The sequence below is a fragment of the Candidatus Melainabacteria bacterium genome (assembly GCA_003963305.1).
Taxonomy (GTDB): domain Bacteria; phylum Cyanobacteriota; class Vampirovibrionia; order Obscuribacterales; family Obscuribacteraceae; genus PALSA-1081.
This window is the reverse complement of record RXJR01000033.1, coordinates 54,924-69,243: the sequence shown is the minus strand read 5'-3', so window position 1 is coordinate 69,243 and position 14,320 is coordinate 54,924. Positions and strand designations below refer to the sequence as shown.

Here is a 14,320-nt window from a genome sequence, read left to right as displayed (position 1 = left end):
ATCCAAAAGAGTGAGTCAACTATGTCAATCAGCTCAGCCACGCTGGATGCTCGACGTAATAGCGAACGAGAAACCATTAGCGAAGCCGCTTTTTCTGGCAAGATTGTGGCTATGAGCTGGAGTCGTCAAGCCGACAGATTACTAGTTGGCGCTAATTCTGGACAGTTGGCTATCCTTGCTTTAGGTGGAGGAATCCTCAACCAGTGGCAAGCTCATAAAGGGACGATCTTGCAAGCTCACTGGGAAGGAAGTGGCGACTTTATCGCTACCTCGGGTACAGACGAACTTTGCAAAATATGGAGCACCCGTTCTGGTGAATGCATCGCTACTATAAACCCAAATGATGGCTGGACGGAACATCTCTCATGGTCACCCTGGTTGCCGCTGCTTTTGACTTCTCAGGCGTCCCTACTTCGCGTATGGACGACGACGGGTGCTTTGGTTGACGAACAGGATAAGCACACGTGGCCGATAACTGCTTTACACTGGCATCCATTTTCACAGAGCTGTTTTGCTTCTGCTGCCGCCGATGGTCTTTATACTTGGAAATTGGGCGAGCAATTTCCAACTGCCAGGCTCAACTGCAAGGGTTATCCTACGGCGCTAAAATACAATCGCTCGGGTTCGGTGATTGCTTATATGTCCACTGCCGGGCTTTCCGTCTGGAGCGTTGGCAGCAGTGTAGTTTTGCACGTCGGAGGAACGACCACTCCGTCTACCACGAGTCTTGACTGGAGTTGGGGTGGGCAGTGGCTTGCTTGTTCTTTAAACTCAGAAGCGAGGCTATGGGGCTTCAACAATCGTGCGCCTAAAACGGCTGTACCGCAAGCACTGTACGGAGAAATTGGACAGATTCGATTCGTGCAATTTCATGACTATGACCAGCTGCTCGCCATGAGTGATGAAGATGGCTCAGTTGTTATATGGCGCACCGATCGGCGCGATCGATTAGATCCAGTCGCATATCTTCGTTCTGCGCATGCAGTTTCCTCGCTTAAATGGAATCCACTCGCTCACATCCTTGCCATCGGCTATGACAACGGCTGCTTGCGTTTATGGCAGCACCCATTCGGATCAATTACAAATGGAGAAAAAGAATGCTGATCAAAATCGTGTTGACAGGCGGACCTTTCGATGGACAGACGCTTCAATCGGACGGTCTGCCCCCACAATTTATTGTGCCAATCTTGCACCCTGATAAGCCCATCTACGGCTGTACGATTTGCCAGTGCTGCGCAGAAGACGCTGAAGAGTTGGAATATTCTTTCAGAGGTTACGATTCTTCGGTTCGCCAGGGTCTGAAGTCAAAAGGCAAATCCGAATCTGTGGTACGGCACAACTAAGCTCTTCGACGCTGGAAGTAGAAGTAGCTTTCTTCTTTAAAACGATGTCTTTTCGGCAATACGGCAGCGCTTATTCTTTGCGCTGCCATTTTTGCTCCGATGATGTTTCTTGATGCCGGACCAACAACTAGTTCGGCTAGCGATCCTGTGACAAATAAGCCCCTGTGCCAACGCAAGTATTCGTCGAGGATTGGTGATCTGCATGACGTGTGTCTAAGTTGTAAGTTCTCGATCGCTGTTTGAAGAAAAGCCGAATTATGCATACCGCGCTGAAATCCCGTTGCGAGCACTACAAGATCGGCAGCTTGAGTTGTTCCGTCATCGAATCGAAGATGAATATATGCGCCGTCAAATGTCGCTTCGACAATTATTCCCTCTCTACACTTCAACAAATTGTCGTTCGTGGCCAGTATCAAGTGGCGGTGAACATCATCCGGTAATGATCCGCTATGTCGGGCTGCGTCCACCAGTTTTCGGCGATCATTGTAATTTTTTTTGCGTCGCAATTGGTTTAGACAGCGCTGTTCAAGCCAGCAAGGGTCTGCGTCGAAGCGCCTCTTAGTTAATGGTTTAGAGTGGACCAGGGTGATGTTTTTGTCGCCCTGGTCCGCCAGAGCGAGAGCCAGTTGAGCACCACTTATGCCTGCGCCAACTATCACAACTTGTTGCCGGTTTTCATTTAAAATCGACTGGGAATCAGGGGCAAAAACGTGTACCAGGGGAGCCTTTTCGGGTAAGGCCTTTGTCCATTCTGGGTAGTGGAGATGATCAGCATTTCCAACGGAGACTATAACGCGGCTAGATTCGATTGCACCGGATGTGGTGCCAATTATATACGAATTGGCGGATGGATGTATTGATAGAGCAGAGGCTTTAAGCCTCATATCGGCTAGCGCTTCTGCGGCTATGACATGGCGGCAGTGGTTGTTGAACAGATTGAGTGAAGGTCGGTCGTATTGGTCTTTGAAATTTTCCGCAGACCAGGCACGCGCATAGCGTTTGAGTGCTGATGTACCAACGTCGAGGTTGTGTTCAGAAGGTGATCTCAGATATTTCATGCGCGTGCTGCTAGTGCACCTGTCCCAAACGGCGAGAGGCTTTTCGTGGGGATCTACAACAAGTATTTTGGGCGCATCAAATCCAGCCACCTTTTGGAGATGGTTCGAGATATAAGTGCCGTGAATTCCGCCGCCGATTACCAACCAGTCGTACATTTACCTGAGCCCTTGGAAAGGAGACAGGTCAATTCATTGAGGATTAAGCGGAGCAACCGCTGCAAATCCCAGAGAGCAGTAGCTCATGTTCTCTTAGTTGAAAACCCTGGGGTACCAATTTCTGGAAATTCAAACCGCAAACATCGATGTCATAGACTTTCAAGCATTTCAAGCAGGAAAAGTGGTGGTGATGCAGGGATGTGGGTAGCTCATAGAGAACCTGACCCCCAGGCAAGTCGACCGATTGCAAACGTTCCTCTGCAACGAGCACCTTCAGATTGCGGTACACAGTCGCTATACCGAGTCCCGGGCATCGCTTTTGAGCAAGCTCGAGAACCTCCTGGACTGACAGAGGTCGTTTTGTCTTATTAAAAACCGCGATGATTGCCTGTCGTTGTTGCGTGTTTCTTTCCATACGTTGAATTTTCTCACGCCGAATTGACTTTACTGATAATGATAATCTATTATCAACTAAACAGCAACCGAGTTAGTTGGAAAATCCCATCTGGCTAGCACCTTTGCAATGTAAAAAGAGGTTTTGATGAAAAAATCCACCAGAGTAATCATTAGATTGGCGTGCGTAGAGCATGACTGCCGGCACTTTTATGTGACGACCAAGAATAAGGCAAATACGCCCGAGCGCTTGATGCTCAGAAAGTACTGCCCGGGTTGTCGAATGCACGCTCCCTTCAAAGAAACGAAAATATAGCTCACAAATAAAGGACTCAATATGAAAAAGCTTCCCGTGACGGTGTTGTCGGGGTTTCTCGGCGCCGGCAAGACAACTTTGTTAAACAAAATTCTCAACAATAGAGAAGGGCTCAAGGTCGCCGTTATTGTCAATGACATGAGTGAAGTGAATATAGATGCACAGCTTATTAAGCAAGGCACTGCCAGTCTCAACCGCGTCGATGAGAAATTGGTTGAAATGACAAATGGCTGTATATGCTGCACCTTGCGCGAAGATCTTCTCGTTGAAGTTTCAAGGCTGGCAAAAGAAGAACGTTTCGACTACTTGCTTATCGAATCAACTGGAATTTCAGAGCCTATGCCTGTCGCCGAAACTTTCGTTTTTGAAGATGAAAGTGGCGTCAGTCTCTCTCAATTGGCAGTTCTCGACACCATGGTCACCGTCGTTGACGCACTCAACTTTCTCGTCGATTACAACGAGGGAGCTGATTTGAAAATGCGCAATTTGGAATTGAGTGCCGAAGACGAGCGTACAGTCTCTGATTTGTTGATCGACCAGGTTGAATTCGCGGATGTGATTATCGTCAATAAAGCCGACCTTGTCCAGGCAGAGCAGCTCGCAGAGCTAAAAAACATCTTGCAATTCTTAAATCCGGAAGCACGACTGATCATCTCGAAACATGGCGACATCGAACCCAAACAGATTTTAAACACAGGTTCGTTCAACTTTGAAAGAGCAGCTGAAGCGCCTGGCTGGATGAAAGAGTTGCGTGGAGAGCACGTTCCTGAATCAATCGAATACGGCATTACAAGCTTCGTCTATCGAGCACGAAAGCCGATGCATCCAGCCAGGCTGGCTGAGTTTCTCAACTCAGACTGGCCCGGTGTGATTCGATCAAAGGGATTTTTCTGGTTTGCAAATCATATGGACTTTGCAATCGAGTGGTCTCAAGCCGGTGGTTCTTCAAACATCGGAGCTGGTGCTTCGTTTTGGAGTTCAATGTCAAAAGATGATTGGCCGTGTGACAGCGAGTTGAGAACGCAAATCGAAGAGGATTGGCAAGAGCCCTGGGGCGACCGGCGGCAAGAAGTAGTTTTCATCGGTATCAAGATGAACAAAGATTGGATTTGTTCACAACTTGACCAATGCTTGCTGACAGATGACGAAATCGCTCTCGGTGAAGAAGCGTGGTCGGCTTATGAAGATCCATACGGCGGTTTTCAGTTAGATGAAGACGGTCCTTCCGAAAGCTTGAATGCCCATGCACACCAACCTCTCATGAGAAGTTAGATTATGAAAAAACTTCCTGTCACCATTCTTTCCGGTTTTCTTGGCGCCGGTAAAACCACCCTGCTCAATCACGTCTTGCACAATCGCGAAGGCATGAAAGTTGCCGTTATTGTGAACGACATGAGCGAAGTAAACATCGATGCGCAACTCGTAGCCTCAGGTGGTGCGCACTTAAACAGGTTGGACGAAAAGCTTGTAGAGATGACTAACGGATGTATCTGTTGCACGTTACGAGAAGATCTTCTGGTGGAAATTAAGCGGCTAGCTCTCGAGTCTAAATTTGATTATCTACTCGTGGAATCGACTGGAATCTCTGAGCCAATGCCAGTTGCCGAAACATTTGCATTTACTGATTCACTCGGTCACAGTTTGGGCGATGTCGCAAATTTGGATACGATGGTCACAGTTGTCGATAGTTTTAATTTCTTGAAAGATTACGAAGAAGGGGAGGAATTGAGACGGCGTGCTCTTGCACTGAACGAGCATGATGCGCGAACCGTGAGCGATTTGCTGGTTGATCAAGTCGAGTTTGCCAACGTCATTGTTTTGAACAAAACCGATCTGATTAGTAAAACCAGCTTGAATGAACTGTATCGTGTGTTGCGGCACCTCAATCCGGATGCCCGCATTGTACGCAGTCAACATGGACGTGTGCCACTGCCTGCGATACTGCACACCGAACTTTTTCAGTTTGATCGCGCAGCAGAGTCGCCAGGTTGGATGAAAGAAATGCGGGGAACGCATATCCCGGAGTCGATTGAGTACGGAATTACCAGTTTTGTGTACCGCGCTCGCCGCCCCTTTCATCCTGAAAGAATTCGCAACTTTCTCGCTGAAGAGTGGCCTGGCGTTATCCGCTCGAAAGGCTTTCTCTGGCTTTATACGCGCATGGACTATTCAATTGCCTGGTCGCAAGCGGGTGGTTCATGTCGTATAGAACCGGGTGCGATGTGGTGGGCTGCCATGCCGAAAGAGAAGTGGCCACAAGATTCGCTGCTTTTACATGACATAGATAAATCCTGGTGCGAACCCTACGGAGACAGGCGTCAAGAGCTCGTCTTCATCGGCATGCACATGGACAAGGAGTGGATGATTTCCCGACTTGACAGTTGCTTAATTAGAGAATCTGAGATTCTGCTTGCCGAGGCCGGTTCGGAGGACTTTTGTGATCCGTTTCCGCAATGGAATATCCAGCTATTGAGTGATTTTGCGCACAGCCCTCTGCACACAGCGGTCGCAACGAAGTGAACGAAACCGATCTTCTACATCAGCTTGAAAATAGAGCTTGCTCCGGCGATGTGACGGCGCAATATTATCTATCGATAGTCTATGAAGAAGCTCGATATGGTCAGCAAGACCTGGTTGCCTCTGCCATTTGGTGTGAACAGGCGGCTCGAGCTGGGAATCGGCAGTCACAATATCGTCTTTCCAAAATGCTCGAGTCTGGAAGAGGATTTGACAAAATACATTTACGAGCTTCCTGGTATTGGCTCGAGCAGGCTGCACAGGCTGGACACATCGAAGCGTGTTTCTCACTGGGAGTGAGATATTTGTTCGGTGCTTATGGGGTTCGTAAATCGATTCGGAAAGCACGTCTATGGCTTCTCGCAAGCGCTCGGGCGTGCCATGCGGAAGCGAATTACTATCTCGGTTATATGTATCTGAATGCCTACGGCGTGAACGAACAACCGGGCGAAGCCTTTCATTTTTTTAGTCGCGCCGTTGAACTTGGCAGTGTTAAGGCGCAGTGCTCACTAGCCGCTATGTTGGAACACGGAATCGCTTGCGAAATCGACCACGAACGCAGTCAAAAACTTTATGAGTTGGCGGCTGATAACGGACACACTGGTGCTCAAATGTATCTTGCTACGAGGGCATTTTCGCTCGCGAATTACAGTCAGGCGCTATATAGATTTGAGCAGGCCGCTAACGCCGGAGTCACTGAGGCGCAGGCATTTCTGGTCTGGCTCCTCAGTCGTGGACCACTGGCGCTTCAAAATAAAGCAAGAGCACTTTTCTGGTGTTTTGTCCTTCAGCACACAGACACTAACGTCAATTGCATGTTTCCTCGTTCATCGACACAGTCACTCGGAATTTTGTTGTCATCAGCGAACGCCACCGAGTTGATGAACGCTGAACAACAAGCCCTCGCATGGATACAGGAGCACGATTTTGTGCAGACGCAAGTTCACACCCAAGAATCAGGAGGAAATCAATTTTGAAAAATTCGTCTCGCCGAGAGCCATTCATCTCTTCGCGTCCCAAGAAAATTGATCCGCTGGTTGCCAACAAAATTACGTTTGTTGATTACAAAGACGTGAACTTCCTCCGCAAGTTCATCTCGGAGTCAGGCAAGATTCTGCCTGCACGAATAACTGGCTGCGGTAGGACCAGTCAACGAATGATTGCAAAGGCCATCAAGCGCGCTCGCGCAATCGGACTCTTACCATTTACGGAAAGTGTTCATTGACTACGCTGCACTTGCTCTAATTCCTGCCTCTGTCAACGGACTTCTGATCAAAAGAGGTCCGTTCTGTGTTTTGACTGCCAGTTGTTTTTGCGGTCGTTAGCGCTTGAAACGCTAAGCTTGTTTACATTTGTGGGTGGTTGATGCAGATTTTCATTAGCAGGAATGATAACGCATTATCATTAGCTAGCGTGGCTAGCGCACCTGGATTTAAGTAGCGCCATTCGCATCTGCCGCGCCAAATGGAAATGGTTATCATTTCTGCGCAGATGGGACTATTTACAAGCTGTCAGGTACCCCGAAAATCACCAGCCAAGGCGGATGAAACTAACTGAAATAGGGCTTTTCTAACGTGATAGACGTTGCCTCATATCAACTGCCTTTTGTATTCTCAAGGCATCATCAACAATGCACTGTTCCACTGGGAAGCAAATCGCCTAAAAGCTAATCCAAATTCACGTTTCAGCCTCTAAAAGACCAAGCTGTCTTGCTGAATGTGATCGTGCTTTCAAATCTCGACGAGAAAGGGACAAATTATGAATGCAGTTGCAGAAAAGTCCCAGTCGATTGAAGGTCCCGCAAAGCCGCGTTAGTGGTCACCATGGCTTTTGGGCTTCGCTGTCGTCTGGGTGTAACTTAGTTCACGCTAGCTCCGCACCCGGCTGAGCGGAGTTACCCTTCTGTTCTTGTCCATCTATCTCCGCTACTCGCTTTACATGTTCGCGACAATAGGCGCGGAATTCAAACTGCGCAGTCGCTGGATGCTCGTCTTTGCCAGCGTTGCAAACTTGTGGTCATGGCTCAAGCACAAGGCTTCGGTCATGAACATCGCTGCCATTCTGGTTTGTCAAGGAGGCATTTATGCTCGACTGCATCATCATTGGTGGTGGCATTCACGGCTCCTATCTCTCCAATCTGCTCACAGCGGAGTTAGGTTACGGATTTCGCAACAACACTTGTCGCCTCTTCGTTGCACGGGTTCTCTGGACTCGTGCGCCGAGACGCCTTAACCAAGAAAGGACGATATGAGAACACTATCTGATTTTCGCGATCGGAAGCTTCCGCCTAGCGCTTCTCAGAACGACACCGACGAGTACAAGAACGTGCAGATCGATCAAACGGCCCCCGAATATGGAGAACCGTTGGTCGACCTGGCTGACTACGATATTCGAACGGATGCGTTCTACAGTCGAACCGACGGACTGAATCAACCCGTCGGTCGTGCGTTCAAATCCGGGCTTATCCGCGTGTACGCCCGAAAGAGCGTCGCTCGCAAGCTCAAGGAGGTCGACGAGCTCCTTCGCTCCTACGGCATGCGAGTGGTCGTTCTGGATGGCTTTCGCCCAATTGCCGTCCAGCGCGATCTCTGGGGCTGGATGCTTGAGCAGGCGCGCCAGCTTCTGCCTCATGCCAGCGAAGCCGAGTGGACTGCTTTTGCACTCCGCTACGCAACCGACCCCAGCACCTTCAACGTCGATGACCCAACAACCTGGCCCACTCACGCCACCGGTGGCGCCGTGGACCTTACGCTCGAGGAGGTGGCGACGGGCAAGGCTGCCTACATGGGCGGCATCTATCTTGATTCATCGAGTGTCAGCAGCACGCGCTACTACGAGGAACTGGCGAATTCCGACTCCGCCAGCCACAAAGAAGCGCTTCGCAACCGGCGCCTTCTCTTTTGGGCGATGACGGAAGTAGGTTTCGTCAACTACCCATTCGAGTGGTGGCACTTCGACTATCTGACGCAGGCCTCGGTCATGAACCAGGGCATGCCCCGTGGTCTGAAGGCACGCTACGGATTGGCAAACAAGGGGCTCTCTCCCGAACTGTAAATCTCGCCACGAGCGTATACCTCGCTGGCATCAGCCTGAGAGGACTGGAGAGGAAAGATACGGTTTATCTGGCGCACATCATCGTTCAGGCCTCTGAAAGGATGCTCTCAATTGCAGTGGTGTGTTAGCTCAAAAGAGCTAACACACCTCCTGTGCGCAACTAGTTCAGGGCGCGCAAAAAAAATTTGACTTGTTGGGCACCAAATACGGTGGCATCAACGTTGTTGGACGACAGAGACCAGTAATATTTAGCGCGAATAGTATTCGACAACCAGATTTTCTCGAAAAGTCTGGTCGAGATCTTCTCGTTCCGGCACGGCTAAAAATTTTATGCGTAAAGGAGTTTTGTTGACTTCAAGCCATTGCGGAACGATTGATTGGTTCGATTCGCTGAATGATTTGATCAAGGAGTGACTCTTTTCTTTAAAGGTGATCTCGTCCCCTGGATTTAAACGAGCTGAAGCTACATTCAACCTCGTTCCATTCACAAGGACGTGCCCGTGACTGACGATCTGTCGGGCCTGGTCTCGGCTTGCAAAGAGTCCGGAACGATACACTACGTTATCGAGTCTCCGTTCCAGAAGTTGCAGCAAAACTGTGCCTGTCGCCGCCTTCGCCCGGCTCGCTTCCTCGTAAGCACGAACAAATTGTTTTTCCGAGGCACCATAAGTCCAACGTATCTTTTGCTTCTCTTTTAGATGCTCGCCATAATCGGATAATTTGTGTTTCTTATTACCGTGCTCTCCGGGCGGATTTGCCCCTCGTGCTAACAATCGGTCAAATTTTGCATTGCCGTAAAGATTCACTCCAACGGCGCGGCAGCGCTTTGCTTTCGAGTCTAAATATCGCATTATTTCCTTTACTTTGATCGGAAGTCAGTTGTACGTGTTCGCTTCGATTCGCGAGCACAGTTCAAGCCCTTTGATTGAAGTAATCATCGAATCTTCTGGCGATTATGATCCCAAACGTTAATGATAATAGATTATCGTTAGCGTTAAAGTCAACTTTTAAAAATGCAATTCTTAAGCGGATTTGGATCGTTGTCTCGTAGGAGAGTTTTTAAATTTTGGTGAGACTGCGATTTTTATAGAAATAATAGACCGGCACACCACTGAACATGATAAATAAGCCTGTCAGCTGATGGATTGGCTGCACACAACCAATCGCCGCATAGCTCCATATTATGATTGTGATGATACTGACAGACCATGCGGCTTTCATGCTTCCGACCTGGAAAGGGCGTTCCCTCTCCGGATCTGTGTATCGCAAGCTGAGAAAACATATTGCATAGAGCACTCCAATCAGCGAGTACATGAATCCAAAGGTCTCGCCCAGAAAGACATAAGCGTTAGGAAACCACCCCAGGCGGGATAAAAACAACGTGCTCAAGGCAATGATAATGACGCAGAAGCACTGGAACCACAGTGCGTAGACGGGCACACCGTCTCGATTAGTATTCGCAAACTGCAGCGGGAACAGTCCGCTAGCAGACATGGAATAACCGACTCGGGCAAGCGCCAGTAGTGCACCAAATGTGCCACCAACAATGGACGCGATGACACAACCAAAGAATAGCTCACCCGCGCTTGTGCCGGCAACGTATGTGACGATTCCTGGACATGTTGCCTCCAGTGCTGTACCACTGATGACCATTGTTTTCAGCTTGTTGTCGCAGGCAAGCGGTATTATGCCGGCAGAGCAAAAACTTATCGTTCCGAATACTAAGGCACCCGTCAGAAGCGTCAGCATCATTGCTTTCGGAACGGCTTTCTCGGCGTTGTATGTCTCAGCTGACGTACAACCAGTAATTTCTAAGAAGGTGAAACCTGTCAATGCGAGCATCAGAACAGAAGCGATACTTTCATGCAAATTGCTGCTACCGCCCGGGTTTACAATTTTCAGCGCCTCATGCATCGACCATTTGTTCGAGCTGATCACAAGCAATACGAAGCCTGCAGCCATAAAAATCTTGAGCAAACAAAATCCAATCGATACTTTTGAAGATGTCCTGGCCGGGTGCAAATTAAGCACTGCTGTTGAAAGAAATAGTGTGACGATGACGAACGGACCGAAAAGCCAGTGTTGGACCAAAGGACAGCCAGGTGTAAGCGTTCTGACGAGAAGGTTGACCAAACCAATCGACATCATTGCCAGTCCTACGGTTAGGGCGATCCAAAAGAGCCAACCTGTGAGAAAGCCAAGCAAATCACCATAGCCTGGAATCAGGCGTTTCAGCGCATAGTATTTATAGAAATATGGTCCGCCCGCAGTGGGAAACATGGACGATAATTCCATGAGAATAAGCGCCAGCGGAATAGAGAGAACACCGGCAATGAGCCAAGCCAGGGTTGCGCCCAGGTTCCCTGCAGTTGCAATCATGGGAGCGTGAATAAGCCACGCCATCGAGCCAATTAAAGCGCCTACTCCGAGAGCCCAGGCTCCGATTGTGGTAAACCCCGGTTGTAGTTTGGAAGTATCATTTTTTGTGTTGTCGGATATGGCAGTGCCCATGCTAGTTCAAGGGCGCGGTTGCGCTCGTCTGGCACTCTGGACATAGCCCAAACAATTCGAGAATGTGCGAACGTACCTCAAATCCATGTACCGTTTTTATTTTTTCTTCCCATTGTTCGATAAAGCATTTGTGTAAATGAACGCTCGTCCTGCACGAGGTGCAGATGAGATGGTGATGGTGTTGGCCGTCTTCAATGTACTCGAAGATTTTTTCGCTGTCTCCCAGCACTACCGATTGCACTCGTTCGGTTTGTACGAGCGTCTCAAGACATCGATAAATGGTTGTTAGACCAGGTGCATCCTCGGAGAACTCACTCTTCAATGCCATATAGATGTCGTTTGCAGAATGAAGCCCTTTCTTTTCTCGCAAATATCGAAGTACTTGATGGCAGCTGCGGCTAAGTCTTACTGCTTTCAATTTCAATAGCTCCGCGTCGGTTCTTGTCCCGGCCAAAAGTGATCCCTTGCACAGCTGCAATTGCTACTCATCCCATCGTTTCTTTGAACTTCTGAGATCCATGCGGATGGTCGCGATTAGATCGCCAGTCAGATTGAGAGGGTAGCCGTGCAACTTCACGACTGCATTCGTTTCACCCGGTAAGGCATTAGTCGCAACTAAATCTGGATGTAACCGTTGCATGAGCAACACGTCATCAAAAACTGGCGCTTTGTCTCCCGCGTACCGAAAAAGCGGCACCCATCCAAGAAACACAAAGCCATGGGTGCGAAGAAGTTCGATGTTCCGAATGGCAACGGCACTGCTTGTGGAGACTCGTGCTTGTATGTACCTTTTGCCGGCTGGAAGTGATTGAATTTTCTGCAACAACTCTTCTTCGCCTATTGTTCTCGAGGGCAAGTTCAGGTAGGCGTAAGGATAGTCATCGCAGGGGTCCAGCTGCCAGTCAGTGATCCCATTTGTCGTCTCTGAAAGATTATCGCTCTCGCCATGAATTCGGAAAGAAAATGTTTCTTCGAATTGAGACGCAATCCTGGAAACGATTTTCAAGTAATGTTGTGGTATAAAAACTGCGCGGCATTGCTCGAGGTTTGTCAGAAGCCTCTCCTCAAAGCTCCCGAAATGATCTTCATAACCAGTTGTGTGCGACTTCTGAGCGGCGTGCCATTTGGGACGTGAACGACGCAAAGCTTCGATTATGTTACCCTCGAATGAAGTCACCCACAAGCACGATTCCGGGTGATCTTTGAAGAAAACTCTTGGATATTGGCAAAAACCAAAACCTGTAATTTGGTTGTATCCCGCATAGGCATGAGCTGATTGGCTTAGCATGCTGTGAGTGACAATCTCTGTGATATTAATAGACAGAGTCTGTTGACGTTCCAGTTCTTTAGCTTGCTTGAGCATAAAGGAACTGATACCTTGCCCTTGAAACCGCGTCGATACGGCTACGCAACCGAATTCGCGGTGGAATTTGCTGTTGTGACTGATGATCATGCCGCCGGCGATCTCTTCTGCCGTCTCAACCACCATGAATTGACGCAGGGAATCGCTTATTATCTGGTTAACACCCTGTTCGAAAAAAACCTCGGGAGCTGGATAGGGAGCATGGCCCGGAGCTCTAATGCCATCTTTGCCAAAAACACTTTCATAGCAAGCAACAATGTTTTGAGAATCTTCCGCTCTGGCTTCTCTAAAAACTAACTCTGACTTCTCGGGCACGGACGTATTAGTTGCTAACTGCGTCATTCAGCACCTCCGCAAATCTATCGATTTCATCGACAGTATTGTAGATTTGTAGACTGACTCGAATCAGATCGTCCGATGAGTTGCGGCGACCCTGACACTGATCTCCAGTCTTGACCAATATTTCTTCGCTATCGAGATATGCGCCTACATCGGCTGAACTCACGTCTGAAAACTTAAAAGAGATAATCCCGAATCCTCTCGTGCAGTCGCAAACACCGATGCCCGGAGCAAATTCGATGCCCTCGAACGCTCTAAGTTTTTTTAGCAGACTGATGGTGAGGCTCGAAACGTAGTCGGCCATCACCGATATGTTGTTGCGTTCAATAAACTCTATTGCTGCTCCCAGTGATAACACAGCGGGCAGATTCAAAGTTCCGCATTCAACGATGTTGCTCAATTTAAGTCTGTCGACGTCGAATCTACCTGTTTTTAATAGCTGGGTTTTGGCGCCCACTCGTATTGGCCACATCTGCGAAAGGGCGCGTGCACTTGTCCACAGAATGCCGATTCCGTTTGCGGCGAACATTTTATGACCGGAAAAGGAGATGAAGTCAACCTGCAGCGATTCACTGTCGATCTTGATGTGTCCTGCGCTCTGGCTTGCATCCAGCGATACATAAACATCTTGCGGGATAAGAGCTTTCAATTCCGCGATGTCCATCTCCATTCCGTAGAGGTGGTGAATTTGACTTAAACAGACGATTCTCGTTCGATCGCTAAACCCCTCTTGCAGACTCTTGCGATCGTAAGTACCGGTGTGATGCATATGGAAAGGCACGATTTTGATGTGTATGCCGCGCCGGCTGAGCATCTCTTGCACGTTAAACCAGGGCAACACACTTGAGGCGTGGTCCTCTTCGCACAGCATCACTTCATCGCCATCTGTGAGATTATGCAGCCCCCACATGGTCGCTACCATGTTTAAGCTGTCGGTCGCCCCATTCGTAAAAGCAACCAGATCGGTCGTACTGTTCAAAAAGTTGGCCACGCGTGAGCGCACATCCTCAACATCACGACTCAGTCGCGTAGACCATGAGTAAGCTCCTCGTCCGGCGTTTGCACATATCTGTCGATTGAATTCTTCGATTTTCGCTAAGACCGATAAGGGTTTTTGAGTCGTGGCGGCATTGTCGAAAAAAAGTGTGCTCGGATTGTCGTTCAAGATAGGAAAATCGGATCTGAACGAGACAAGCCTCGTGAATCTGCCAGGCTCTGGCAGAACACACTGCGGCGACGTCAACATTTGCATGGATGAGACAACCATACG

At 48.9% G+C, this 14,320-nt stretch carries 15 protein-coding genes; 8 read left to right on the top strand and 7 right to left on the bottom strand.

From position 1 onward, the window contains the following. Window positions 1–21 precede the first annotated feature (21 nt). Window positions 22–1,104, top strand: coding sequence for a hypothetical protein (locus EKK48_29505; GenBank protein ID RTL35303.1), 1,083 nt, complete (start codon window positions 22–24; stop codon window positions 1,102–1,104). Beyond that, the gene (locus EKK48_29500) at window positions 1,098–1,343 is read left to right on the top strand and encodes a hypothetical protein (GenBank protein ID RTL35302.1); all 246 of its coding nucleotides are present in this window, start codon (window positions 1,098–1,100) and stop codon (window positions 1,341–1,343) included. Before EKK48_29505 ends, EKK48_29500 begins: the two co-directional genes overlap by 7 nt. On the opposite strand, the gene EKK48_29495 is transcribed toward EKK48_29500, so the two are convergent. Together EKK48_29495 and EKK48_29490 are read right to left on the bottom strand one after the other, a co-directional pair. Then, a complete protein-coding gene (locus EKK48_29495; protein RTL35301.1) occupies window positions 1,340–2,557 on the bottom strand; it encodes a hypothetical protein in 1,218 nt (405 codons plus the stop codon). The two genes, EKK48_29500 and EKK48_29495, sit on opposite strands and share 4 nt — an antisense overlap. Before the next feature lie 43 nt (window positions 2,558–2,600). Continuing rightward, complete coding sequence (locus tag EKK48_29490) at window positions 2,601–2,972, bottom strand: transcriptional repressor (protein RTL35300.1); 372 nt, start codon at window positions 2,970–2,972, stop codon at window positions 2,601–2,603. A gap of 126 nt (window positions 2,973–3,098) precedes the next feature. Here EKK48_29490 and rpmG point away from each other — a divergent pair, with 126 nt between their 5' ends. From rpmG to EKK48_29460, 6 genes are all read left to right on the top strand, one after another. Continuing rightward, the gene (rpmG, locus tag EKK48_29485) at window positions 3,099–3,266 is read left to right on the top strand and encodes a 50S ribosomal protein L33 (GenBank protein RTL35299.1); all 168 of its coding nucleotides are present in this window, start codon (window positions 3,099–3,101) and stop codon (window positions 3,264–3,266) included. A gap of 21 nt (window positions 3,267–3,287) precedes the next feature. Next, window positions 3,288–4,538: a GTP-binding protein gene (locus EKK48_29480; protein RTL35298.1), complete on the top strand. Its 1,251-nt coding sequence runs from the start codon at window positions 3,288–3,290 to the stop codon at window positions 4,536–4,538. A gap of 3 nt (window positions 4,539–4,541) precedes the next feature. Further along, entirely contained in the window at window positions 4,542–5,786 is a 1,245-nt protein-coding gene (locus tag EKK48_29475) for a GTP-binding protein (GenBank protein RTL35297.1), read from the top strand. Then, window positions 5,783–6,760, top strand: coding sequence for a sel1 repeat family protein (locus EKK48_29470; protein RTL35296.1), 978 nt, complete (start codon window positions 5,783–5,785; stop codon window positions 6,758–6,760). The genes EKK48_29475 and EKK48_29470 overlap by 4 nt, the downstream gene beginning before the upstream one ends. Continuing rightward, window positions 6,691–7,008, top strand: a complete 318-nt coding sequence (rpsR, locus tag EKK48_29465; protein RTL35295.1) for a 30S ribosomal protein S18 — start codon at window positions 6,691–6,693, stop codon at window positions 7,006–7,008. The genes EKK48_29470 and rpsR overlap by 70 nt, the downstream gene beginning before the upstream one ends. Window positions 7,009–8,030: 1,022 nt before the next feature. Further along, complete coding sequence (locus tag EKK48_29460) at window positions 8,031–8,837, top strand: hypothetical protein (GenBank protein RTL35294.1); 807 nt, start codon at window positions 8,031–8,033, stop codon at window positions 8,835–8,837. Between the two features lie 248 nt (window positions 8,838–9,085). Here the strand turns inward: EKK48_29460 and EKK48_29455 are convergent, their stop codons facing one another. The 5 genes from EKK48_29455 to EKK48_29435 all read right to left on the bottom strand — a co-directional run bounded on the left by EKK48_29455 (window position 9,086) and on the right by EKK48_29435 (window position 14,317). Beyond that, a complete protein-coding gene (locus EKK48_29455; protein ID RTL35293.1) occupies window positions 9,086–9,691 on the bottom strand; it encodes a 30S ribosomal protein S4 in 606 nt (201 codons plus the stop codon). 205 nt (window positions 9,692–9,896) lie between these two features. Next, the gene (locus EKK48_29450; GenBank protein RTL35292.1) at window positions 9,897–11,348 is read right to left on the bottom strand and encodes an APC family permease; all 1,452 of its coding nucleotides are present in this window, start codon (window positions 11,346–11,348) and stop codon (window positions 9,897–9,899) included. A gap of 1 nt (window position 11,349) precedes the next feature. Further along, complete coding sequence (locus tag EKK48_29445) at window positions 11,350–11,826, bottom strand: transcriptional repressor (GenBank protein RTL35291.1); 477 nt, start codon at window positions 11,824–11,826, stop codon at window positions 11,350–11,352. 3 nt (window positions 11,827–11,829) lie between these two features. Further along, window positions 11,830–13,053 (bottom strand): N-acetyltransferase, encoded by a 1,224-nt coding sequence (locus tag EKK48_29440; GenBank protein ID RTL35290.1) that lies wholly within the window; start codon window positions 13,051–13,053, stop codon window positions 11,830–11,832. Continuing rightward, window positions 13,034–14,317: an aminotransferase class V-fold PLP-dependent enzyme gene (locus EKK48_29435; protein ID RTL35289.1), complete on the bottom strand. Its 1,284-nt coding sequence runs from the start codon at window positions 14,315–14,317 to the stop codon at window positions 13,034–13,036. The genes EKK48_29440 and EKK48_29435 overlap by 20 nt, the downstream gene beginning before the upstream one ends. Between the last annotated feature and the right edge of the window lie 3 nt (window positions 14,318–14,320).